This is a genomic window from Bacteroides pyogenes (assembly GCF_014196225.1).
Classification (GTDB): domain Bacteria; phylum Bacteroidota; class Bacteroidia; order Bacteroidales; family Bacteroidaceae; genus Bacteroides; species Bacteroides pyogenes_A.
In genome coordinates this window covers 1-24747 of the sequence record NZ_JACIDI010000010.1, presented here as the reverse complement: position 1 = coordinate 24747, position 24747 = coordinate 1, and the positions used below count along the sequence as shown (strand labels likewise).

Genomic DNA, 24747 nt, shown 5'->3' with positions numbered 1-24747 from the left:
ATCTACTTTCTGTTGAACTGCAAAAAAAATTAGCCTTTTTTAAATAGAGACAAATAGAAAAGGATTTTTCCAGACATGTTCCGGTTTTACCGTTTTCCCTTTATATATGCTTCAATTCGGGACAATGATGAATGCAATACACTTCGGATAGAATAATTCGGTTTGAAGTATCATTTACATTTTAATCTTTCTTTGTTCAAAAATTATTGGTTTTCTTTTAAATAAGAATAGGGCTGTCTGACAAGTTTTAGACAGTCTCTTTTGTTGTAGATAGCAAAAAATAAGGCCTTCCCATTGGTAGCGCGTCTTACGCTTATGTACTACATCGATTTTATCGCGTTTATGGAGAACCCGGACAAAAATGGGACAACATCCTTGCTAAAGAGAAACAAAAAGGATCACCGGAACAGACCCTTTTCGATTAGGAGGGCTTACTTTTTGAAAAAGAAAGCCCGAAGTTCGATTCTGTAGGGCTTCGGGCAAGATATTTAGGCTCTTTTGAGTTTTAGCGGACGAACTATATTACAAACCCAATAAAATGAGGAAAAAGTTTTATCCACCTTAAATTATTTGAGAAATATTCTGCTGCTGTCCGCTCTTGAGTCGTTTTAGGTCTGTGAGGCTTAGATTTCCACCTCCCCAAAGAGAGATAAAACTGTTTTTCAGACGGAGATATTAGGCTTCTCCGAAACGAAGCCGTTGATATACGGATATTGGAAATAACAACCGCAAACGCCTGTCTCACCAGTTCATTTGCCACAGCTATGATCGCTGGTTTTCCGGATTTCCCTCGGCTTCTTTCAATGGTTGGACATATCCCTATATACCGAGATAATTGCTTAGCGTTGTCAAAGTAAGTGAATTCTCCGGTAGCAATAATCAATGCTGTTGTCAAAGTGACACTGATTCCTTCTTATGGAAGTCAATGCTTTGAGTTGGTTCTCAAAGACAGACTCCGCAGTTTGCATAAGCTCTGCCTCAAGATGCTTAATTTGTTTTTCTAAAAACAAAATGGTCTGCCTTATGGAAGAGAAACACTTCTTGTCTTTAACAGGCAGTGGATCAAGCGATGACTGAAGATTCTTGGTCATAGTGAGTTGTTTCTGAAGCTGACGGATAACAGTTTTCTTCTGTTTTAACAGCATCAGACTTTCTGAAGGCAGTTCGTACGCAGCCGGCTTCATCTTTTATCCGTAGTCAGCGATTAGACGCGCATCCATTTCATCGGTTTTTGTTACCGACATCATAACCCGTGAATAATTCTTTATCCTTTTGGGGGTGACAAGGCTTGCTGTTATGCCTGCTCAATCAAGGAAGCAGAGGAGCAGGAAACCGTAATTGCCGGTAGCCTCCATCACACAATGATGTGTGTCTGCCGATAACTTGCCAATAAACTTGCGAATGCCTTTAGCTTCATTCGTGAATGTTTCAGTGCGATAGCTGTTTCCCGATGGAAATGCCGCCACAAATGTGGATTTGCTGATGTCGATTCCAATGTATGTCATATCTCAAATTTTAATCAGGAGTAACATCTTTTGCATTCTCGTCGCAAACTCGGGGTCTTGCTTACAGCCCCAACGAACTATCCGGTCTTTAGATGTAAAAACATGGGGGGGCTTAACGTCCGCTTTAGGTTTTAATCCCAATAGCAATTCGGCCTTGTTCCATGTTTGGTTTTCCTGAATGTATAAAGACAATGTTAGTTTAAAATCAATAATAACGCAAATGTACGACAGTAATAATATTTTTTAACGCATCTATTCTTGCTTTTTAATTCTGAGAGCGGGTAATATATATGAAAAATTTATTTCCATAAAAAATTACTGAGCCTTTGTTGGCCTGTTTCAATACCTCGACCGTCGGTGTCATTGACCTCATTTTAGATAAATTTGCATCGTTTGTCTGTAAAATAATGCAGATTCAAATCCGGTTTACTGTCTACTTTTGCGCAAAATGAGGATTTATATGCGCAATTGGTAATATAAAAGGAGGCGGATGTTTTTAATTTTGCACTTACCGAAACCTTTAAAACGAGATACCATGAGATTAACAATTGATTTGGGAGGAACGAATATAAGAATCGCCTGGGTGGAAAACGGACGGTGTCTGAAAAAAATATCGGTGCCTTGTCTTGCGCAAGCAGAAGCCTCGGTGGTGCTTGGACAATTGGTCCGGCTTATTGGGGACATGATGAGTGAGCAGGTAGACGGCATTGGCATAGGAGTTCCCTCCATTGTTCATCCTGAAAACGGAATTGTATATAATGTGGCGAATATTCCTTCTTGGAGAAAAGTGCATTTGAAAGACGTTTTGCAGAAAGAGTTTGGCGTATCGGTTGCCGTCAATAACGACTCAAACTGTTTTGCCTTGGGCGAAAGTCGGTTCGGTAAAGGCAGGCCTTATTCTGACATGGTGGGTATTACCATTGGTACGGGCATCGGTGCGGGGGTCATTGTCAATCATCGCTTGTATGGTGGCCGATATATGGGAGTTGGGGAAATAGGCTCATTCCCCTATTTGGATGCCGACTTTGAGCACTATTGCAGTAGTTTCTTTTTCAAACGGCATAACACGACGAGTATGGAAGTGGCCGAAAAGGCAAATCAGGGTGACACCTCCTCGTTGCAGCTCTGGTACGAATTCGGCCTTCATCTGGGCAATCTGATGAAAGTGATTCTCTATGCCTATGCGCCTCAGGCAATTGTATTGGGAGGAGGCATTGCGTCGTCTTTTCCGCTGTTTGAGAGCGCAATGAAAGAAGGCATGCGGGATTTTCCTTATAAAGTGATAGCAGAGGCTGTGGAGATAGTGGCTTCGCAAGAGGAAGATGCGAGTTTGCTGGGAGCTTCCGTTCTACCGAACACCTGATTCGGTAAAAATTTTTCGATAAGTAAACTAAATGATAAACCTTTGTAATGCAGTTGTAATATAGTTTGACGAGCTTTGCTCCAGTTTTGCTATTATGTAATTGCATAGTATCATAAACTTAAAATTTAAATGCATGAAACGAACAAATCTTAGAATCTATCGAATGATTCCTCCCTTACTTTTGGGGCTGTTATTGTCGGTCACTGTTTTTGCGCAGCAAATTTCAGTAAAGGGAACGGTGAAAGACCAAACTGGTGATCCCATCATCGGAGCCAATGTCTTAGTGAAAGGAATGACTGTGGGGGGTGTTACGGATATTGAGGGAAAGTTTGAATTGCCGGCTGCCAAGAATGCCGTATTGATCATTAGTTTCGTGGGTTTCACGAATCAGGAAGTTGTGGTTACGGGAAAACCGTTGACGGTGATTTTGAAAGAAGACGCCGAACTGTTGGAAGAAGTGGTGGTATTGGGCTACGGTGCCAGTGCCCGTAAGCAAGACCTTTCGGCTGCAGTGGGGGTGGTGAGCAATGCCGATGAACTGACTGTGCGTCCCGTGACATCTACTGAAAGTATGTTGCAAGGGCAGTTGCCGGGTGTTACCATTCAGGCGGACGGTGGTGATCCCACCTCCTCTCCGAGCATTGTGATTCGTGGACAAGGCTCGGCTAAAGACGATGTTCTGTGGGTGGTAGATGGCGTTCCAGGTGCTCCCATCGCTTCCATGAATGATATTGAAAGCATCGTTGTGCTGAAAGATGCAGCTTCGGCAGCTATCTACGGCGCACAGTCAGGTGCAGGAGGTGTTGTACTGATTACTACCAAGAAGGCTAAGGAAGGAGCTCCTACCTTATCTTATGACGGCACTTTCGGCATTCGTCAAGCCACTAATTTGATTAAACCTTTGAATGCCGAGCAGCAAATTGAGATGCGCAAGCAGTCTCATGCCAATGCTGGGCTTACTTTGCCCACCGGTTGGGATGTAACTAAAAATCCATGGGTGGGAATCACTCGCACAGACTGGATGGACACCATCTTCCGTACGGCTTTCTACCAACGCCATAACGTGGCTTTGAATGTAGGTACGGACAACTATAACAGCCGCATCTCTTTTGCTTATGACAATGATGAAGGTGTACTGATAAACACCTTTAACAAAAACATGTCTTTGCGCTATAATGGAAAGATGAAGCTGAACAAGTGGATCACCATCAGCGAAGACTTTGTTTGGAAGAATATAGAGTCTCGATCCAAGAATACGGATAACGACGGTTACACTGGCCCCATCATCTCCGCCATCTATATGCCGGCCAGCGCCTCTGTATATAATGCGCTTGATGGAAGCTACGGTGGAACTACCACCGAAGACCCTGCCTATATCACCAAATACGGTTCGAACTTCGCCGATATTCATGGAGATGCTGTGAACCCGGTCCGTTTGCTGGAAGCTGAAAACAGGTACAACAAAACTAGCGATATCTGGAGCACAACCGCATTGGAGATTGCAAATGTAATTCAAGGTTTGAAATTCACCAGCCGCTTTACATACAATCTGAGTAGTAACTTGTATAAAAACTTCAATCCTATTCGTGATGAAGTGGGTAAGCCGACTTTGTCTAACTCGTTGAATGAAAGTGCCTACCGTGCCGATGCGTGGAAAACGGAAAACACGCTGACCTACGATAGAACATTCGGCGAGCATACCGTGGGAGCTTTATTCTCTACCACTGCCGACCGCTACAATCGTCGAGGTTTGGAAGTCACAGGACACGACTTTGCCGAAGAGGCTGCAAACTTGCAATACTTGGCTTATGCCGGAACTACCCAAGCTGAGGATTATTTGTATGGTCCCGATGCCAATGTGTCCTTGATAGCCCGTTTGGCCTATTCGTATAATGACCGCTATTTCGCCACTGCCTCTTGGCGTCGCGACTATGCCGGCCGCTTGCCCAAAGAGAGCAATCATGGTGATTTCCCCGCTTTGACGTTGGGATGGAAAATCTCTAACGAGCGATTCTTTAAGAAGAGCGACTTTATCAGCCTGCTGAAATTGCGTGCTTCTTGGGGACGCATAGGCAATTTAAGCTCCATACCTTTCAATTACAAATCGCCTTTGCTTGCCAAAAAATCTTGGTCAGAACAAGCGCAATACGGTGTGGAATCGGGCAAGACTTGGGGTAACTTTGTATACAACAGCAGAGCTTTGAATTCCAACCTGACATGGGAGACTTCCGAGCAATATGACTTGGGATTGGATTTGGAAATGTTTAAAGACCGTTTGTCCTTGTCATTGGATTATTTCGATAAGCGCACCTACAATTTAATTCAAACCCGTGAGATGGAGTGGCCTAACACTATTGGATTGGAACCTTTGTATGTCAATCAAGGTGAAGTGCGTAATCGTGGCTTCGAAGCACAATTTACTTGGAGAGACAAAGTCGGCAGAAACTTCTCTTATTTCGTATCGGGCAACTTTGCTTATCTGAATAATAAAGTAACTGACATTGGTATAAAGAATTCTGATGGTACTTCGGGGGTATGGACCAATAGCAAACATTTCCGTGGCGGTTCCTATATCTATCAGACGGCTGAAGGCGAACCTCTGAACTCTTACTATCTGATTAAGACAGATGGTATTTTCCAAAGCAATGCGGAAGCAGCAGCCTATGTGAATAAAGAAGGAGAACGCATTCAGCCCAATGCCGTGGCAGGTGATTTGAAATTTGTAGATGTCAATGGCGACGGCAAGATTACGGATGCCGACCGCCAATATATGGGCAATGCCACTCCTGAAACGACATTTGCTCTGACGTTGGGCTTCAACTACCGAAAGCTGTCTTTCAGTGCCATGCTCCAAGGTGTGGGCGGTGCGCAGGCTGCATATATAGGCAAATACATGCTGTTGGGCGATGTAGAAGGCAACTTTAATCGCTCTGCCGAAATATTGAATGCGTGGAGTCCTTCGAATACCGGTTCCGACATTCCTCGTTTATCAAAGAACGATCCGAACGGAAACTTTAGCACTGCTTCAGACTGGTATTTGGAAAATGCCTCTTATCTTCGTTTGAAGAACGTAACCTTCTCTTACGACTTGACGGATGTGCTTCGCAAATGCGCTCATCTCAATGACCGCAACAGCCGTATGTCCGTCTACCTCAGCGGAGAGAATCTTATCACTCTGACCGGCTATTCAGGCATGGATCCTGAGTGCGGTGGCTGGGATGCTATGAAATATCCTGTATCAAGGGTATTCTCCGTAGGTGTGAAATTGATTTACTAATCATCAAAAGCGAAATAAATATGAAAAAATATATTTTTTACATAATGATACCCTTGGCATTACTGTTGGGCTCATGCAGCAATTTTCTGGATGTGCAACCCGAGGGAGACGCTACCGTCAATACTTATTTTACCAGCGACCAGCAATCTATCGATGCAATCGACGCTTTGTACGAGAGGTTTCATCAAGAGGCGGTGTACGGCCGTGAGCTGTTCTGGGAGCAAGGAGCGGCATGTGATGTGGTTTGGGGAAAGACGCGCGGGTATCCCTCTCTTGCCACGCTGAAATATACGGGAGACGAGTCACCGTTGAAAACGGTTTTTGAAAGATTATATATAGTGATGGCACGTTCCAATTATGTCATCAAGCAGTTGCTGGACAAATCGGCCGGCACCGGCTTGAGCGCCATTGAGAAGCGCAGTCTGGGCGAAGCCTATTTTACCCGCGGTTGGGCACACTTTTTGATAGCCTATCGTTACGGAACGGACAAGCAGGGCGTACCGTTCATTCGCTACGAAGATTATAATACTCAAAGCGAATATTATTCCATTCCGCCACAGCAAAAATCCGTTATCGACAACTATAAATACATTATCGAAGACATGGATAAGGCCATGGAGAATCTCCCGAGATTCGAAGAATACGGTGTCGATGACAAAGGACGCGCCCACGATGCTGCCGCGGTGGCTTTCAAGGCAAAAGTGTATGCCTACTGGGCTACATGGGATGCCACGCAGTGGAACAATGTAATTGCCCAGGTAAACGAGCTTGAAAGTACCTATAGTCGTGATTTGGCTGACACATTTGCACAAGTATTCTCTTCTGATTTTGCCGACTTTTGGAACAAGGAATATCTGTGGACCATTCCCGGGAATGGCGGATCCACCGGCGGAGGTTCTGAATTCCCGGGTGTGATTCTTGAAAATAAGGCTTGGGGAAAATACAACGGATGGGGACAGAACAAGCCTTCTTATGATATCTATGCCGAGATGCTGAAGGATGGTGAGGGAAACGACCGATTAGTGCGCACCATTCTGGAGTACGGACAAGAGTTTCAGTTGTTAGGGGAAACTCGCGTGTTCTGGTCGACTTCGGATATCGAGTCGGGATTTATGATCAATAAGTACATGGATCCTTTCAAACATGCAGATGCCGCCGAACAGGGATATATCAACACCAACGGAGACTGGCCCACCGCCCGCATTAATTTCCCCATCATTCGTTTTGCGGAAATGCTGCTGTTCCGTGCCGAGGCTTATTTGATGACCGGACAAGCAGGTAAGGCAACTACCGATTTGAATCGCATTCGCAAGCGTTCCAAGCTTATCTTGCTGGCAGGCGAGGCTACCATGGCCGATTTGTATCATGAACGCCGTTGTGAACTGGCTTTTGAGTTTACTGATCATTTGTTCGACTTGAAGCGTTGGCATCGTTCCGGCAATGCGGAAATCAAAGCCTTGGCGGCGGCCGAACTGAATGCCCACCCGAAAGCTCGTCATTACGAGAATCGTCAGGACCCCACCTCCTCATACAAGGTGGAGGATTATAAGGATTACAAAGACAAGGTAGCCTATAAAGATTACATGATTGTGTTTCCTTATCCTTCCCAACAGGTGGTAAACTCGAACGGCAGGTTAAAACAAAATGAAGGTTATAATTGATGTGCTCCATTGGAGTCTTTAATATGAAATAGAGAGAAACAGATCATTGCCATTGGGCTTGTCTGCAAGGGTCGATATATCTGTTAGTATTGGCTCTTGCAGTTTTTCTCGTCAATTTTATCTGTTCTCCTCGATTATTGCCTTTTCTGCTGATATGACGAAGGTACGGTTCATGTACTTTCCACATGTCACAGAGGGCAGAGGTGCCCGTTTCCGTTTTTTGATAGAAATTAATACGGCAGATATTAGCTTTGACGGATAATGAGGCCAACGATATTTTTTGTATTTTTAATGTTTGTTAAAATGAAACAGAGATACCTGATATGTCTTCTTACTGCATGGCTCGGATGTGAATCTTGCACCACCGGCAAGCTGTCTCCCGTTGACTATGTGGATCCCTTTATCGGAACAGGGTTTCACGGGCATACCTATCCGGGAGCCACGGTGCCTTTCGGCGCGGTGCAACTGAGCCCTGACACTCGTGCGGGAAATTGGGACGCCTGCTCGGGATATCATTATGACGATACCTCCTTGAAAGGCTTTTCGCACACCCACCTTAGCGGAACCGGCTGCATCGACTTGGGCGATGTGTTGTTTCGCCCCACCACGCAAGAACCCGATTTGACTGACGAGAAAGCGCTTTATCGGCCTGCAGCCTTTTCCCACCGCGATGAAAAAGCATCGGCGGGTTACTACTCCGTGGTGCTGAAAGACGAGGGTATAAAGGCTGAGCTGACAGCTACCGCACGTGTGGGCATGCACCGTTATACATTTCCTTTGGGCAAACCGACTGTTGTCATAATAGATTTAGCCCACTTGCTTGATAACGAACGCATTTATGAAGCTGTGCTGGAACAAACTGCCGTTAACGAAATTACGGGCATGCGAAGAACTAGGGGATGGACAGATAACCAATACGTGTATTTTGCAGCCCGGTTCTCCAAACCTTTCCGAACGGTGGTATTGGTGCAGGATGGTAAGCCAGTAAGTGTCGGCACGAAGTCCGAAGGCACCCATCTTCAAGCGGTGTTGACATTTGACACTGAAGACAAAGAACCCGTCATAGCTAAAGTGGGATTATCCTTGGTTAGCGTGGAAAATGCGCGTGCTAATCTGGAACACGAGGTGAAAGGCTTTGATTTTGATGCCGTGTGTGCCGCTGCCCGGAAAGAGTGGGAGCGGGTACTTTCGTCCATTGTGGTGGAGGGAGGTAGTGCGGATGAACAGAGAAATTTTTACACTGCCATGTATCATGCCATGGTTGTGCCCAATACGGTGAGCGATGTCAACGGCGAATATCGCCGCCACAACATGCAGATAGGGCAACTTCCTAAAGGCAAGGTGCACTACTCTACTTTTTCCCTTTGGGACACCTTTCGCGCATGGAACCCTTTGATGACATTGATAGACACTACACTGGTCAATGATATGATTCATTCTTTTCTGGATATATACGATGCTTCGGGTGAGCTGCCTATTTGGCCGCTTTCTGCGGGAGAAACGGAGACGATGATAGGCTATCATGCAGTTTCTGTCATAGCCGACGCTTATTTGAAAGGAATAAGAGGCTTTGACGTCGAAAAAGCATTGGAAGCTATGATGGTTTCCTCCGAAAAGAATAAGAAAGGAGCGGATTATTATATCAAATACGGTTTTATTCCTTCGAATATCAAGAAAGAGTCTGTTTCTTGCCTGCTTGAGTTCGCCTATGACGATTGGTGCATTGCGCGCATGGCTCAAGAGATGGGGAGAAAGGATATTTATGAAAAGTACATCGAACGTTCTCAAAATTATATCCATGTGTTTGACGGAGGTAGTGGATTTTTTCGCGGCAAGCGGATGGACGGCAACTGGGAAACACCGTTCAATCCGTTCGAGGTGGGGCGTGCCTACACAGAGGCTACTGCCTGGCAATACCGCTTTTTTGTGCCCCATGATGTGAACGGTATGGTGCAATTGTTCGGAGGCAAGGACGACTTTATCACCGCGCTTGATTCAATATTCACGGCTGACTCCAAAGTGGAAGGTGAACTGTCAGATATTACAGGGCTGATAGGGCAATATGCCCACGGAAATGAGCCGAGCCACCACATCGCTTATCTGTACAACTACGTGGGGCAACCGTGGAAAACGCAGGAGCTAACGCGTCGCTTGCTGCGCGAGATGTATCGTTCTACCCCGGAGGGGATCAGCGGCAACGAAGATTGCGGGCAGATGTCGGCATGGTATATTTTTTCCGCTTTGGGCTTTTATGCCGTATGTCCTGGAAGCAATGAGTTTGCGTTGACGTCTCCCTTGTTTGAGAAAGCCGTCATCACATTGGCCAACGGAAAGACGCTGACTGTTTCGGCCAATAATCCCGAAGGAAATAGGTATATCAGCAAGGTGGAACTGAACGGTGAAGCGATAGAACAGAATTTTATCACTTATGAACAATTGATAGGTGGGGGAGAGTTGCGCTTTACGCTGTCTGACAAGCCTGATAAAAAAAGAGGGATTTCGGCGGAAGCCGCTCCCTACTCTTATACCAAAGAGAATGTGGTATCTGTTCCTTATGTTGATAAGGACCTGAATCTGTTTTCGGATAGAATAATGGTGACGCTTGCCACAACCACCCGCGGGGCAGAAATCAGATATACCTTGGACGGAAGCGAACCCACTAGAGATGCTCCACTCTATGAAAGGCCTTTTGAGGTGGATAAGAGCTTGCAAATAAAAGCGAAAGGATTTAAAGACGGCTATTTACCGAGCAGAACGCTGTGGATAGCGGCCGTTAAAGCCGAACTGAAAAAGCCGCTTTCCGTATCGCCCGCAAAGAACGGCACAACCTATAGATACTATGAAGGAAACTACCGGACGGTGGAAGATATTGAAAAAACACCGTTGTTGGAACAGGGAGTCATGGCGAAGCCTTCCATTGCAAATGCCAAACGGGAAGACCATTTCGGATATGTCTTCACGGGGCTGATTAATGTGCCTGAAGACGGGGTTTATGCTTTTCGTACGTCTTCGGACGATGGCAGTGTGCTGTATATCAATGGCAAGTTGGTGGTGAATAACGACGGCTCGCATGCGGCCATCACTGCCGACGGATGGATAGCTTTGAAAAAGGGATTCCATTCGTTCCGGATTTATTATTTTGAAGATTATGAAGGGGAACATTTCAGTTGGGCTTGGAAGCGACCTTCGGCAAAGGAAATGGAGCCTGTTCCCGCTTCTGTCTTGTTTGTGGAATAACGCGTAAAAATAGATTGTCATGATGAAAAAAAAATTATTACTGTTACCATTCCTCTTCGCTTCGTGCGGACAAGTGAAGCAGCAAGCGTCTGATTCGGAACCTGTCAATATAATGTCTTTCAATATCCGGTATGACAATCCGAATGATAGTTTGAACAACTGGAAATATCGGAAGGACCGTGTGGCAAATGCCGTTCGCTTTTACGATGTGGACGTGCTGGGCACACAGGAGGTGCTACACAATCAGTTAGAGGACCTGAAACAACATCTGCCTGACTATGAAGCGGTAGGTGTTGGCCGTGAAGATGGGAAAGAAAAAGGCGAATATGCAGCGCTTTGGTATAGGAAAAGTCGGTTTGCGCTGCTCGACGTCGGGCACTTCTGGCTGAGCGAAGCACCCGAGACACCTGGTTCCAAAGGCTGGGACGGGGCTTGTGAGCGCATGGCTTCGTGGGTGAAACTACAAGACAAAGTGACGGGCAGGGGATATTTTATACTGAATACACATTTGGACCATGTGGGAGTGGTTGCACGCCGCGAAGGAATAAAGCTTATCTTAGATAGGGTGAGTGAATTGAGTGGTGGATGGCCTGTCGTTGTGACTGGAGATTTCAACTCCGTGCCTGATTCGGACGTTATCCGTCATGTGACCGATGTTGACAATCCCAAGCATTTGGACGATGCACGACGGTTATCTCCCGTAGTGTATGGTCCAGCATGGAGTTTTCATGATTTTGGAGAAATACCCTATAACGACCGTCCTTTGATTGATTACGTGTTTGTGCGCAATGGCTTGAAGGTGCTGAGGTATGGTGTGCTGGCCGAAACCGAGAACGGAGCTTTTCTGTCTGACCATGCTCCCGTATTGGTCACTGTCGAATGATAGGTGACGCTTGAGTAAAATGTAGATAATCTATTATATAAATGTTTTTTTACTATGAGTAAATTAGTACGAATCTGTATTTTTGCTCTTTCGGTTATGGCATGTTTGCCTGTATCTGGTCAAGAATGCCGGGACAAGGAGCAGACATATGTATTGGAACAACCGTATGAAGTAGCAAAAATAGTCTCTCCTCAAGGGAAGAAGATAAAAAACGTGATTCTGATGATTGGTGATGGCATGAGCCTGATGCACGTATATTCTGCATGGACAGCCAATCGAGGAAAGCTTTTCTTGGACAACAGCAAGGCTGTGGGGTTGTCGAAAACATATTGTGCCGATCGGCTGATTACTGATTCGGGAGCAGGCGGCACGGCCATAGCCACGGGACAAAAAACAAACTATCATTATGTGGGGGTGGATATGCTGGGACGTCCGTTGAAGTCGTTGATTGAATTGGCCTCCGCCAAAGGAAAGGCAACCGGCATGGCCGTAACTTGTCGTCTGTGGGATGCCACACCTGCCGATTTCTGTTGCCATAATACCGACAGGAATGCGGAGGCGGAGATTGTGGCGGACTATGTAAACTGCAACATCGACTATGTGTTTGGCGGCGGTGCCCAGCTCTTCGAGAATCGAGAAGACGGGAGGAATTTGTTCGACGAGTTGCGTGCCAAAGGTTTTCAGACACCTCGCAGTTGGGACGAGCTGGCCGCTGTGACCAAGGGGAAAGTGTTTGCCGTCCCTTATCCGGTGGACACCCCCCTTCCGGCCGAACGCAGCGACCTGCTGGCTCGCGCGTCGTTAAAAGGCATTGAACTGTTGAACCGCAATAAGAAGGGATTCTTTATGATGATAGAAGGCTCGCAGTTGGACGATTACGCCCATTTCAACGATCTTGACTTGCTGATGCAGGAGACACACGATTTCGACCGAACGATTGGTGCAGTATATGAATGGGCTGCTAAAGATGGGGAAACATTGGTCGTGGTCACTGCTGACCATGAAACGGGCGGACTGACGTTGGTAGACGGAGACCTAAAAGCGGGAAAGATAGTGTGCAATTTCTCCACGGGCGGGCATAGCGGCGTCATGGTTCCCGTCTATGCGTTTGGTCCCGGTGCGGAAGTATTTACCGGAATTTATGAGAATACGGCCATTTTCGATAAGATAAAGAGTTTACTCGATCTGTAGAATTTTTAAAAAAGAACCTACAATGTTGAAACGTGTTTTGTTGGCAAGCTTGCTACCTTTGGCTGCAAGCTTTGCGCTGAAAGCTCAAAGTAGCGGTAATAATGAAAAATATCATTTACCCTATAAGAATACGTATGTGAAAGAACCCTTGGTCTCTGAGAACGAGTATCGTGTGGCAAAACCTGAAACCATTGAGCCGAAAAGCTTTGAGGAAGCCCGGCGTATATTACCCAATCCTATTTGGGAGGGGCATGACAAAGAATTGGAGATGTATTGGAAGGCATGGGAAACGGCTATCGGGCATATTTGTGCCCCTCAACCTGGTTCGGGCTTTGTTTCGAGTTATTTGGATACGGCTTATAACGGCAATATCTTTATGTGGGATTCTTCCTTTATATTGATGTTTGCCCGTTACGGTACACTCTTTTTCCCTTTCCAGCGGACGTTGGATAATTTTTATGTAAAGCAGCATCCCGACGGGTTTATTTGTCGTGAGATAAAAGCCGATGGTGCCGATTGCTTCGAACGCTATGACCCGGTGAGCACAGGACCTAATCTGATGCCGTGGTGCGAAATGGTCTATTTCCATCAGTTTGGCGATCTCGAACGCCTGCATAAAGTATTTCCTGTACTTTGTGCCTATTACAGGTGGCTCAAGCTGAATAGAACGTGGAGAAATGGCACGTATTGGTCAAGTGGATGGGGTACTGGTATGGATAACATGCCCCGTGTTCCGGCGGAGTACAGCCCTATCTACAGTCACGGACATATGATTTGGTTGGATACGAACCTGCAACAACTGTTTACGGCTAACTTATTGCTCGAAATGGGGTTTTATTTGGAGCGCTGGCAAGAGATAGAAGACCTTGAAGATGAGGCTAAAATGTTGAGCCAATATATTCGGGATAACCTTTGGGACGACGAAACGGGGTTCCTGTACGACCAATATGCCGACGGCACGTTGTGCCAAACCAAAGGGATAGGCGCATACTGGGCTTTGTTCACCAATGTGTTGGACGCGGCACAGATAGAGCGTATGGTAAAAGAACTGGATAATCCTGCCACTTTCAAGCGTAAACATCGTGTGCCTTCTCTGTCTGCCGACCATCCTAAGTACAAGGGTAACGGACGCTACTGGCAAGGCGGCATATGGCCGGGCACCAATTATATGGTGATGCAGGGGCTGGTGCGCAAAGGATACGGAAAGCTGGCGCGAGAAATCTGTCTGAATCATTATGCGCAGGTGTTGGACGTTTATAAGAAAACGGGCACTTTCTGGGAGTATTATGCGCCTGAGGCCGCAGAACCGGGATTTATGGCAAGAGACCATTTTGTGGGGTGGACGGGGCTACCACCTATTGCCGGTCTCATCGAGTTTGTCATCGGTATTCGCGGAGATTATACCAAGAAACAAATTGTTTGGGATATGAACCTGTTGGAAGCGAACGGGATAGAGCGCTATCCGTTTGGGCTTGGAGGAAGCATCAGCCTGAAGGCCGGACCTCGCCGTTCGGTGCACGATGAGCCGCGTATTACAGTAGAGTCCGATGGAGATTTCGAACTGCTTGTGCGCTATGGCGATAAAGAGAAAAAGATAAATGTTGTAAAGGGTAAACACATCTATTGAGAAGGAGGTTTTAATTATGAAGAATAGAATATCCAGACGTCAGTTCCTGAAAACAGGCGGACTTGCTTTGGCTGCCATGGCCGTCCATCCCTCGCTTGTATGGCCTTCGACGGAAAAGACCGGCTTGAACTATGTTTCGTTGCGACCGGTAGCAGAGAAAAGGAACTTTGTGTCTAAAACCGTGGATGCGGTAATTGAAAAGATCAAGTCTCATATCAAGGATGAAAAGTTGAGATGGATGTTCGAGAACTGCCTGCCCAATACGCTCGACACTACGGTCAGGTATAAACTGAAGGACGGGAAGCCGGACACTTTTGTCATCACGGGTGATATTGACGCCATGTGGTTGCGCGATTCTTCGGCGCAAGTATGGCCCTATCTGCCTTTGATGAAGCACGACGAACCATTGCGACTTATGGTGGCGGGACTTATTAACAGACAGACGAAATGTATACTTATAGATCCATATGCCAATGCGTTTAATGACGGACCGGTGGGAAGTTATTGGGAGACCGACCACACACAGCATATGGTGAAAGAACTGCACGAACGCAAATGGGAGGTGGACTCTTTGTGTTACCCCATTCGGTTGGCATATCATTATTGGAGGCATACCCAGGACGTGTCAGTGTTCGGTGAAGAGTGGCACGAAGCGATGAAGCTGGTGGTAAAAACCTTCAAAGAACAGCAACGCAAGCAAAACTTGGGACCTTATAGCTTCACGCGCAACTGCGACCGCCCGACGGATTCGCAAATAAACGGCGGGTGGGGAGCGCCGGTGAAGCCGGTAGGCTTGATTGTCTCGTCTTTCCGCCCTTCGGACGACGCCACACAATACGGTTTCTTTATCCCTTCCAACATGTTTGCGGTAGTTTCGTTGCGGCAGTTGGCGGAGATAGAGCGGCAGGTTCTTAGAAACGACTCATTTGCTAAAGAGTGTACTGCTCTGGCAGATGAGGTGGATGCAGCGATTCATAAATACGGAATTGTGAATCATCCCGTGTGCGGGCGTATCTATGCTTTTGAGGTAGACGGTTTCGGCAACGCCCTCTGCATGGACGATGCCAATGTGCCGAGTTTGCTGGCTACTCCCTATCTTGGCTATTGCTCCTTTAACGATGTTGTCTATCGGAATACCCGCAAGATGATATGGAGCGATGACAATCCTTACTTCTTTAAAGGAAAAGCGGGTGAAGGGGTGGGAGGTCCCCATGTGGGGCTGAAGTATATCTGGCCGATGAGTATCATCATGAAAGCCTTTACAACGGATGAGCCTGAAGAAGTTCGTGCTTGCCTGAGGCAACTGCGCGATACGGATGGAGACACCGGCTTTATGCACGAGTCTTTTCACGAGGATGATGCGGCGATTTTCACCCGTCCATGGTTTGCTTGGGCAAACACATTATTCGGCGAACTGATTCTTCATACGGTCAGGAAATATCCCAGTCTTTTATCTCAACCGTTATGAAAGTGATATATCCGTTGCTTGCTGCGCTGTCTACCTGTCAAAACGTCCGGAAGCAGGTTGTCGCCTATGACGTCATATCTCTGTCGGTGAAAGCGATGTCAGGGCAGGGACACTGTATCATGCAAGGGGACAAAAGATGGCAGCGCTTTCCGATGAGGCTTCTATGAGGGGTTTTTATTATTTGCAAAAGGTGCTGAAGAATACATCCGTTGTTTTAGCGAGGATGCCCGAAACAACGCAGGCGAACATCTGCTTTGCAGACAATTTACTTTATGGTAAGAGGTCTCCGAACAACAATGATATGAATTAATTAAGAAAATACGTGATACCATGAAAAAAAATGTTGTGATTTTATCGTTTTTATTTTGCTTGTCTGCCGCTTTTTCATCGGCACAGCAACGGCTTGCTTTTAAAGACGGGCGATTTGTGATAGCACAGTTCACAGATTTGCACTGGACGCCCAAGTCGGCGAGGTGCGCCGAAACGGCTGCCGTCATCCGGGCTGTGTTGAAAGCGGAACGTCCCGATATGGTAGTGCTGAGTGGAGATGTAGTGACGGAAGTCCCTGCCCGGGAAGGTTGGCAAGCTGTAATTGGCATTTTTGATGAGGCCAAGATTCCTTTTGTTGTGACAATGGGCAATCATGATGCCGAACCTATGGGTAAAGAGGCTATTTATGACCTTCTGCTGAAATCACCTTTCTATGTCGGCACTAAAGGTCCGGAAGAACTTGCCGGATGCGGCAATTGTGTGCTTCCGGTTTATGGTTCGACAAAGGAGAAAGCGGTGAAAGCTTTGCTCTATTGCATCGACTCCAACGACTATCAGCCGAATAAACTTTATGGCCCGTATGATTGGATTCATTTTGATCAGATTGCATGGTATCGTGCGCAAAGCGCTTGTTATACGAATCGGAATGGGGGAAAACCTGTACCGGCATTGGCTTTCTTCCACATACCGCTGCTTGAGTATAATGAGTTGCCCGGCGACGGAAAAACCTATGGTAACAGTAGGGAGGGCGGAGTGGCTTCTTCCCGCATAAACTCAGGTATATTCGCCTCGTTTGTCGATATGAAGGATGTGATGGGAGCATTTGTAGGGCACGACCATGATAACGATTATATCGGGATAAATAAAGGCATTGCCCTTGGCTACGGGCGAGTGACCGGCGCAGATGCTTACGGTTCGTTAACGAGAGGAGCCCGTATCATCGAATTGTATGAGGGACAATGGAAGTTCGACACTTGGATTTCTACGCCTGCAGGGCGTGAAGCAGCCTACTATTATCCTTCGGGCTTGAACTCGGAGGAGGAGTGTACCATGACTTACCTGCCGGCCCAAGAGGCTTCTCCGAGTAAGCAGGGTGTTGCATATGCCTACTATGAAGGGAAATGTAAACGGATTTCCGATATCGCCTCTTGCAAGAAAATAAAGGAAGGTACGATGCGCAACATTACCATTGAGGAATCTCTTGCGGCAGACCATTTCGCTTATGAGTTTCGCACGTTGATCCGGATTCCCGAAAGGGGGGTATATCGCTTCTATACTTTCTCGGATGACGGATCGGTGCTTTATATAGATGGTGAGCAGATTGTAGACAATGACGGCGGACATAGTGGGCGACGGGCCGAGGGGAAAGTGGCGCTTGAAAAAGGCTTACATGAATTGCGCTTGCTGTATTTCGAGGATTACATGGGGCAGGAATTGGAAGTGGGATACTCCGGCCGCAACATTGAGGAAACCGTCTTGCCGGACACTATGTTGTTCTTACCTGATTGATTTATTGCCGATGATGCAACCTTCCGTGCAGTGCGCTTTCCTGTATTCATGGGGAGAGACATTCTTCAAGGCTTTGAATTGGCGAGACAGGTTTTTCAGGTTGTTGATGCCTACTTGTGCAGCCACGTCGGCAATGGGGGCGTCGTCCGCTAGCAGCAGTTGGGCAAAACGTTCCATACGCAGGTTGAAGATATATTTATGAATGGATTGCTGGGTGACCTGCTTGAAGCGCATCTCCAAAAGGCGGCGCGACAATGGCACTTGCTTGACGATATCCGATACGGTGATGTCGGCCGCGATGTTCTGGTGGATGTATTTTAGGGCTGTCTGAATATGGGCATCGGTAGTGGAGTAAAAGTCTGTGGATAAACGATTGACGATATTGACCGGCTGAATCACTACATCCTGATAGGCAGCTTCTTCATCGTTTATTAGAAAATCGATGAGAGCCGCCGCTTCAAATCCTCCTCTTACGATGTTTTGGCTGATGCTGGACAAGGGAGGATCGGATAGATTGCAGATGATCTCATCGTTGTCTACGCCTAAAATGGCGATCTTGTCCGGCACCCTGATGTTGTTTACTTTGCAGATTTCTGTGATGCGGTTGCCTTGATTGTCGTCGCAGGCCATCAGAGCTGTGGGTTGAGGCAATGATTTCAGCCAGTTGAGCAGCGGAGGGGCCTCGTAAAACCATAGGTCGTCTAAAGATTGGTGTTGGTAAGAGTGAAAATTGTTGCCGAAGCCTTGTGCTGCTACACATTCGTAGAAACCTTCACAGCGCTCTTGCGACCACACTGTGTCTCGATAACCGTAAAAGGCGAAGTTCTGAAAACCTTTGCTCAGGAAGAATTCCGCCGCCATTTTCCCGGTTTTGCGATAATCGCCGGTGATGTTAGGAATGTTGTCGAATCTTGACTTGTAGTCCTGTGCCAATGCAATGATACCGTTTTCGCGAAACAGTTCTACGTTGTCATCGTTGTCGAACCGGCCGATGATTGCATCCGCATGCCATGTTTTTGCCCATTTCAGCACACCTTCTATGCCGTAGCTGTTCTTGTAGGAAGGCGGCATCCGGCATACCACCCACGGCTCATGACTTTTGGAGTAGGCCAGCACTCCCTTCAGCAGATTATAGGAAAAGGACTCTGTAAAATCAGTCAGTAGTATCAATCGAATCATGACGGTGGAATAAAAAGAAAATTCATCTCTGCGACACAAATATAAGCCTTATTTCTTTTTTCTCAAATCTTTTCCCTCATATTTGCAGATGGCATCGACTCTCTCTTCTTGGCTCAGTAGTTTTTGTGGGGCTATGCATATAATTGGGTTATTTTGAATAATTTTATTTTTATATTCTTCTTATAATTTTTCGTTCATACATATATGACGAAAATAGTCTCAATGAGATAATAGGGAGCAAAAAGAGAATGAAGTCATTGTTACAGTTGTATATTGAAATTCATGAAAAGGTTTAGTTATAAAAAAAGTTCTGTCTATCAGAGATAAGTTACTTTTCTTATTTGCTGTGGTCACACGAATAATCCTGTGAATGGAGAGACGATGGACGCTGTAGGTAGGAATTCTATCTATTATTGGAAAACCTCTTTTGACATTGATTTAACTGAGATGTCCTTCCTACAAAGGCGCAACATTTCCCGTGTTTATTTACGAATGTTTGATGTTGCCATTGAGCAAAACTACCAAACCGGAAGTACGGATATTGTGCCAATTGCTACTACCGAGTTGGTTTCGTCTGTTCCCAAAAACGTAGAGATTGTCCCTGTAGCATACATTACGATCGATGCTCTTCGTGCTATGATTGGCAGAGAAGTAGAATCTGCATCACTTATCGTCGAAAGATTGTTGGCCATGAGTTCCTACAATGAGTGTGGCAAGATTAGCGAGATTCAGCTCGATTGTGATTGGACAAATTCTACAAAGAGTAGCTATCCTAAAATGCTTGTTCCCGACAACCTGAAGGCTGCCTTTGTCAAGACCGACCGTTACGAACCGTCGCTCAACCGGGTCATGGAGGATATGGCCAACCATTACGGAAGCGTGATGGTACCTGCCCGACCTGTACACCCCAAGGATAAATCCAATGTGGAAACAGATGTCAAACTTGTCTATATGCGTGTGTTTGCAGAACTCCGTAACGAGACCTTTTATTTCATCGATGAACTGAACCGAGCAGCTGCCCTGAAGATGAAAGCGCACAATCAAAAACGTATGCAGAAACATCCCTATACCCGTGAAGAGCGTTTTTGGCCATAGACAAGCCTAACCTGATGCCATTGCCGGAACGGGACTTTGAGATTGTCTCATATACAGACTTCCACCTAAGAGACTATAGTAAGGGGAAGTATACCATTGTAGAGAAGCACCTTGCCAGCAAGTCACAGGAATATAGGGGACTGTGCGCCCCATACATACATTGAGCGTGCGGAGCGTGCGATGAAAATATTGGTTATGACAGTAATAGCAATAACGAAAACAATAGTTGTTGTTATACTCCTTCTTTTTCACTGAAAGCCATTTCCGGTTTGGCAAGTTGCGTTGTGGTTCGTAACTCTCACAAGTGCCCCTATCGCTAATGCCCTTTCCTCGAATAATTCCTGAGCTAATTTTTCGCTTCGGTTTTCATCTGCTTTTTATTTCCCTGCATCGCAACAACTTGCTCGTTTTGTAGTAAAAGTAATTCGTCTGCCGGCCGTGTCCCATTCGTCTTTCGCTTGAGACTCATTCGTCTGCCGAACGGGAGACGAATGAAACGCGGGCGAGTGATTAATAATTTTATTAAGACTAACGGTTTGATTTTCGCTATCGGGGAAAATAAACTTCTTATTTTTGCAGCAAACAAACTTTTTGATAACAATCTAAAACCATAAAAATATGAGTGCCATATACGATCTGTTCGCAACCCCGAAACGCAGTAAAAAAGAGGCCACGCGCCTGCATGCCCGCATCGTGTCGAAAGGAACGGTGGGGCGGGAGGAGTTTCTCGACCGTGTCCATCGATTTACCGGAATCAGCCGCAGCTTGTTGGCTGGGGCGCTGGAAGCCTTTTGCAGCGAAGCGCGCGATCTGCTCGCCGAAGGATGGACGGTGGAGGTGGGCAGCTTGGGTTACTTCTCCGCTTCGCTGAGCTGTCCTGCCGTGAGCGATAAAAGCGAGATCCGTGCCGCCTCTGTCGAGCCGAAAGGTGTCAATTACCGGGCAAGCAGCCAGATTAAGCGGGAGATAAAGGAAAAGATGAGGCTGCAACGCAGAGAGGCTCCCCGTGGGGCGGAAGCTCCCCCTTTGCCCGAGAAAGAATGCAAAGCCCTTCTCGAAAACTATTTGCTGAAGCACGCCTTCATCACCCGCCCGCAATATGCCGAACTGACAGGCCGGAAGCGCCTCCTGGCATTGGAAGAACTGAACACCTGGGTAGAACGCGGAATGTTGAAACGAGAGGGAGCCGGACGGCTTACGGTGTATGTGAGGGGAGGATAAAAAGTCGCTATTATTTACTGAGGCGAAAAACTGTATTTGTTATATATTTCATTTTGTAAGGGCGTAAACGATTCTCTTTTGTTTTTTTATTGTGAAATGTTTTATATTTTTGCAAAAAAAGACATTCAGGATTTTCTACCAAGACATAGTTTGTACTACGTCCACCCTCTTCGGCTTTCTTTAATACTCTTTTCTCAACTAGGTCACGAATGTCATTGAGTGCCGTATCTGTAGAACATTTTGCAATTTTTGCCCATTTACCAGTAGAGAGTTTGCCAAAAAATCCATCAAATTGTAGATTGATCAACTTCCTTTGTCTCTCGTTGAATGAAATATTTCGATTGCGTTCCCAAAATTCGGCTTTGCGAAGCACTGATGACAAAGTGTTTTCAGCGGAATTTAATGCCTGTTCAAAACAATGCAAGAACCATAAAATCCATTCAGTAATATCACCGTCACCATGCTGTGTACGTTCTAGCACTTCGTAATACTCTTTTTGCAGCAGCTTCATCTCTGCAGATATAGAGTAAAAACGCTTGCCTGTATTTTCGGAACGAGCAAGTAACATATCAGTCAAGGCCCGGGCTATACGTCCGTTTCCATCATCAAAAGGGTGAATGGATACAAACCACAGGTGGGCTATAGCTGCTTTCAGTACTGCATCGATAGGCTCGTCGCTGTTTACCCACGAAATGAATCGCTCCATTTCAATAGGAACCCTCTCTGCCGAAGGGGCTTGGTAGTGTATTCTTTCCTTGCCCATGGCTCCAGATACTACCTGCATTTCACCACTGCGGTATTTACCCACTTCAATACGGTACAATCCGCTTATTCCTGTTGGGAACAGCACATTGTGCCAGCCAAAAAGACGGTCAGACGAAAGTGGACGATTATAATTTTGCGTGGCATCCAACTGCATTTCTACAACTCCTTCCACATAACGTGAGGCAGAAACCATTCCCGCCATTGCAATCCCAAGTCTGCGTGCCAACGATGATCGTACCTCTTCGAGATTAAGTTTCTCTCCTTCAATTTCTGACGAGCGAACGAGTTCCATAGAAATATTTGACAACACTGCTTCATCTTGAGAATCGAATCCGAGCGACAGCATTCTCCCTATTATCATTCCTTGTTTAGAGCGCACGCGCCCCAACTCATTCATTATCCGTAGGCTATCGTAGCGGAATTGCCACCAATTATCATAATCACGAATATATAACATAGAGCACTGAGTTTTATACAAAAATAGGCACTATTCGGTGATTAGACAAATTATTCACCGAAAAATTTCGGCGAATAGGATGGCTATTCTCCGAAATGCAGTCCTTAATTAGGGGAATTATGGTTGAGTTGCAAAAGCAAGGGTTAAAAAGAGGTACTTGGAAGAAAGTGTTTCTAAGTGATATTCTCACAGAAAGAAATGAACGCAATTCTAACTTGTATCAAGTATTTTCTGTTTCTGTCAGTCAAGGTGTTATCAATCAAGTAGATTACCTCGGACGTTCATTTTCAGCCAAAGATACATCTAAATATAATGTAGTGCATTATGGAGACTTAGTTTATACCAAAAGTCCTACTGGATCATTTCCTTATGGCATTGTAAAGCAAAGTCTTAATCATGAAAGTGTTGCGGTTTCACCATTGTATGGTGTTTATGTACCCAATAGTCTTGCAATCGGAGTATATCTTCATGAATATTTTATGAGTGAAATAAATACACATAACTATTTGCATTCACTGATCCAGAAAGGAGCAAAGAACACCATCAATATAACAAATCAACGTTTCTTGGAAAATAGAGTTCCTATGCCTATAGATTCTAATCAATTATTGCTGATTTCAAAGTTATTGCGTTCCTTGAGCGACAAGATGAAACACGTGCAAAACATACTACAAGAATATCACAAACAGAAGCAATATTTGCTCCGCCAGATGTTTATATGAACATTTGGCGAAGCAGATGCTGTTTTTGATTTTGTAAAAGTGAAATAGCATAACTCTCTGATTCTAATTTTGCATACAATGCTTGGAACAACTCACATATTTGTTTCTGAGCCTTTAAGTCTGGAATCCGAATAACCGTCTTCCCCAATTCTGTTTGATTTATGCTTGCCTGTGATACCGCTTTGTTACAGACTGTCTTAAAGTGATTGAGCATCCTATTCGTATTCAGCAGCAAGTACAAATAGAATGGCATAACTACCTTTTTGTTAGGTGTCAATCTAAGTAGATTCATTCCATGATACAGGTTATAATCTTTATCAATGAATGCTGTATTACCAATATATTCAACGCTATTTATATTGCTGAATAAAATGTCCCCAATTTGCAGTCTGTAATTGCCTGAAGATTCAAAAGGAGCGACATATCCTACACGTTCCATGTTGACCTTATGTCCTGAAATTGTTTCTATACGAGATACCTTTAAACCATTCTTTGACGTAAGTTGATTACCAGAGTAACCGCTTCTAATTTCGCAAAGTTCTCCCAATTTGTAATTGACACCTTTGCTTGTGAATGCATATTGATTAATTCCCCTAATTAAGGATTCCAGTCTATCAATGATTTTGTTTTGGGTAGCGATGCGCTCGTCAAGTAAATCTAATAATCGAGATATTTTAAGTTGCTCTTTTTTGTCGATCGTAAAATAAAAGCGAATTGTTGCTAAATCCTCACTATTAATAGCCGGGTAACTTGATCCTGTGCAACGAACCATTACTTTTCTATTGAATCCGTCTGTATTCAATAGATGATAAATATAGTTTGGTGATTCTGTCGTTCTAATTTGGGCATATCCAGTTGAAGCAACCCATTGTTGATTACTCGTATTTTGAGTTTTATGAATATAGTTATTTTTCTGATAGGGACGCACACATTGAAACAGAATGTCATTGTTATCTATAACACGTTGTGCTCTACTTGGTGCTTCTTCGCGCATTATTTCTTGTATTTTTCTCAATTCTCCTTTTTCAACAGCCTCTAAGTCTATATAAATAAAAGTATTTTGAAGTGAGTCTGATTTTGGATTTATAGTGGCTATGTCTTGGAGCGATACCATTTCCCACTCCCCACTAAACTCCGGAAATCTCAGAGGGGGTACAAATGGTGTTTTTGAGAGTGCAATTATGATTGAGACAAAAGATTTTCCTTAATGTTATATGTATGTCAATACTTCGGTAAATTTTTACCGAAAAATTAAAAGTCAAACAATAGAACCGGCAAAAGTCGGTTCGAAAACACTAAAGAGGTCATTGAAATGTT

At 45.3% G+C, this 24747-nt stretch carries 15 protein-coding genes and 1 pseudogene; 12 read left to right on the top strand and 4 right to left on the bottom strand.

The window, feature by feature from the left end:
• Positions 1 to 662 precede the first annotated feature (662 nt).
• Positions 663 to 1505, bottom strand: a pseudogene (locus tag GGR07_RS14220) (IS110 family RNA-guided transposase).
• Positions 1506 to 2040: 535 nt separating this feature from the next.
• Here GGR07_RS14220 and GGR07_RS08160 point away from each other — a divergent pair.
• From GGR07_RS08160 to GGR07_RS08120, 9 genes are all read left to right on the top strand, one after another.
• Positions 2041 to 2868: an ROK family protein gene (locus GGR07_RS08160; RefSeq protein WP_034543423.1), complete on the top strand. Its 828-nt coding sequence runs from the start codon at positions 2041 to 2043 to the stop codon at positions 2866 to 2868.
• 133 nt (positions 2869 to 3001) lie between these two features.
• The gene (locus GGR07_RS08155) at positions 3002 to 6145 is read left to right on the top strand and encodes a SusC/RagA family TonB-linked outer membrane protein (protein ID WP_122056488.1); all 3144 of its coding nucleotides are present in this window, start codon (positions 3002 to 3004) and stop codon (positions 6143 to 6145) included.
• 20 nt (positions 6146 to 6165) lie between these two features.
• Positions 6166 to 7806, top strand: coding sequence for a RagB/SusD family nutrient uptake outer membrane protein (locus GGR07_RS08150; protein WP_027325856.1), 1641 nt, complete (start codon positions 6166 to 6168; stop codon positions 7804 to 7806).
• 303 nt (positions 7807 to 8109) lie between these two features.
• Complete coding sequence (locus GGR07_RS08145) at positions 8110 to 11043, top strand: GH92 family glycosyl hydrolase (RefSeq protein ID WP_122056691.1); 2934 nt, start codon at positions 8110 to 8112, stop codon at positions 11041 to 11043.
• Between the two features lie 19 nt (positions 11044 to 11062).
• The gene (locus GGR07_RS08140; RefSeq protein WP_034543424.1) at positions 11063 to 11926 is read left to right on the top strand and encodes an endonuclease/exonuclease/phosphatase family protein; all 864 of its coding nucleotides are present in this window, start codon (positions 11063 to 11065) and stop codon (positions 11924 to 11926) included.
• Positions 11927 to 11980: 54 nt separating this feature from the next.
• Entirely contained in the window at positions 11981 to 13117 is a 1137-nt protein-coding gene (locus GGR07_RS08135; RefSeq protein WP_034543426.1) for an alkaline phosphatase, read from the top strand.
• 22 nt (positions 13118 to 13139) lie between these two features.
• A complete protein-coding gene (locus tag GGR07_RS08130; protein ID WP_034543427.1) occupies positions 13140 to 14744 on the top strand; it encodes an MGH1-like glycoside hydrolase domain-containing protein in 1605 nt (534 codons plus the stop codon).
• A 16-nt stretch (positions 14745 to 14760) separates the two neighbouring features.
• Positions 14761 to 16212 carry a glycoside hydrolase family 125 protein gene (locus tag GGR07_RS08125; RefSeq protein WP_122056489.1) on the top strand — a complete coding sequence of 484 codons (1452 nt, stop codon included), beginning with the start codon at positions 14761 to 14763 and terminating at the stop codon, positions 16210 to 16212.
• A 330-nt stretch (positions 16213 to 16542) separates the two neighbouring features.
• Positions 16543 to 17991, top strand: coding sequence for a PA14 domain-containing protein (locus tag GGR07_RS08120; RefSeq protein WP_027325851.1), 1449 nt, complete (start codon positions 16543 to 16545; stop codon positions 17989 to 17991).
• On the opposite strand, the gene GGR07_RS08115 is transcribed toward GGR07_RS08120, so the two are convergent.
• Entirely contained in the window at positions 17980 to 19170 is a 1191-nt protein-coding gene (locus GGR07_RS08115) for an AraC family transcriptional regulator (protein WP_027325850.1), read from the bottom strand. The genes GGR07_RS08120 and GGR07_RS08115 overlap by 12 nt on opposite strands.
• A 447-nt stretch (positions 19171 to 19617) precedes the next feature.
• On the opposite strand from GGR07_RS08115, the gene GGR07_RS08110 reads away from it, so the two are divergent.
• Both GGR07_RS08110 and GGR07_RS08105 read left to right on the top strand, forming a co-directional pair.
• On the top strand, positions 19618 to 20265 hold the full coding sequence (locus tag GGR07_RS08110) for a hypothetical protein (RefSeq protein ID WP_183200480.1): 648 nt from the start codon (positions 19618 to 19620) through the stop codon (positions 20263 to 20265).
• 618 nt (positions 20266 to 20883) lie between these two features.
• Positions 20884 to 21486, top strand: coding sequence for an HU family DNA-binding protein (locus GGR07_RS08105; RefSeq protein WP_034543431.1), 603 nt, complete (start codon positions 20884 to 20886; stop codon positions 21484 to 21486).
• A 10-nt stretch (positions 21487 to 21496) separates the two neighbouring features.
• Here GGR07_RS08105 and GGR07_RS08100 read toward each other — a convergent pair whose 3' ends face one another.
• Entirely contained in the window at positions 21497 to 22708 is a 1212-nt protein-coding gene (locus tag GGR07_RS08100) for a Fic family protein (protein ID WP_256680567.1), read from the bottom strand.
• A 119-nt stretch (positions 22709 to 22827) separates the two neighbouring features.
• On the opposite strand from GGR07_RS08100, the gene GGR07_RS08095 reads away from it, so the two are divergent.
• A complete protein-coding gene (locus tag GGR07_RS08095) occupies positions 22828 to 23430 on the top strand; it encodes a restriction endonuclease subunit S (protein ID WP_174906942.1) in 603 nt (200 codons plus the stop codon).
• Here GGR07_RS08095 and GGR07_RS08090 read toward each other — a convergent pair.
• On the bottom strand, positions 23423 to 24544 hold the full coding sequence (locus tag GGR07_RS08090) for a restriction endonuclease subunit S (protein ID WP_021646633.1): 1122 nt from the start codon (positions 24542 to 24544) through the stop codon (positions 23423 to 23425). The genes GGR07_RS08095 and GGR07_RS08090 overlap by 8 nt on opposite strands.
• Between the last annotated feature and the right edge of the window lie 203 nt (positions 24545 to 24747).

Bases quoted from the DNA above. Each gene is read 5' to 3' on its own strand.
- GGR07_RS08160 (WP_034543423.1), top strand. From the start codon at position 2,041: ATGAGATTAACAATTGATTTGGGAGGAACGAATATAAGAATCGCCTGG.
- GGR07_RS08155 (WP_122056488.1), top strand. From the start codon at position 3,002: ATGAAACGAACAAATCTTAGAATCTATCGAATGATTCCTCCCTTACTT.
- GGR07_RS08150 (WP_027325856.1), top strand. From the start codon at position 6,166: ATGAAAAAATATATTTTTTACATAATGATACCCTTGGCATTACTGTTG.
- GGR07_RS08145 (WP_122056691.1), top strand. From the start codon at position 8,110: ATGAAACAGAGATACCTGATATGTCTTCTTACTGCATGGCTCGGATGT.
- GGR07_RS08140 (WP_034543424.1), top strand. From the start codon at position 11,063: ATGATGAAAAAAAAATTATTACTGTTACCATTCCTCTTCGCTTCGTGC.
- GGR07_RS08135 (WP_034543426.1), top strand. From the start codon at position 11,981: ATGAGTAAATTAGTACGAATCTGTATTTTTGCTCTTTCGGTTATGGCA.
- GGR07_RS08130 (WP_034543427.1), top strand. From the start codon at position 13,140: ATGTTGAAACGTGTTTTGTTGGCAAGCTTGCTACCTTTGGCTGCAAGC.
- GGR07_RS08125 (WP_122056489.1), top strand. From the start codon at position 14,761: ATGAAGAATAGAATATCCAGACGTCAGTTCCTGAAAACAGGCGGACTT.
- GGR07_RS08120 (WP_027325851.1), top strand. From the start codon at position 16,543: ATGAAAAAAAATGTTGTGATTTTATCGTTTTTATTTTGCTTGTCTGCC.
- GGR07_RS08115 (WP_027325850.1), bottom strand. From the start codon at position 19,170: ATGATTCGATTGATACTACTGACTGATTTTACAGAGTCCTTTTCCTAT.
- GGR07_RS08110 (WP_183200480.1), top strand. From the start codon at position 19,618: ATGTCCTTCCTACAAAGGCGCAACATTTCCCGTGTTTATTTACGAATG.
- GGR07_RS08105 (WP_034543431.1), top strand. From the start codon at position 20,884: ATGAGTGCCATATACGATCTGTTCGCAACCCCGAAACGCAGTAAAAAA.
- GGR07_RS08100 (WP_256680567.1), bottom strand. From the start codon at position 22,708: ATGTTATATATTCGTGATTATGATAATTGGTGGCAATTCCGCTACGAT.
- GGR07_RS08095 (WP_174906942.1), top strand. From the start codon at position 22,828: ATGGTTGAGTTGCAAAAGCAAGGGTTAAAAAGAGGTACTTGGAAGAAA.
- GGR07_RS08090 (WP_021646633.1), bottom strand. From the start codon at position 24,544: ATGGTATCGCTCCAAGACATAGCCACTATAAATCCAAAATCAGACTCA.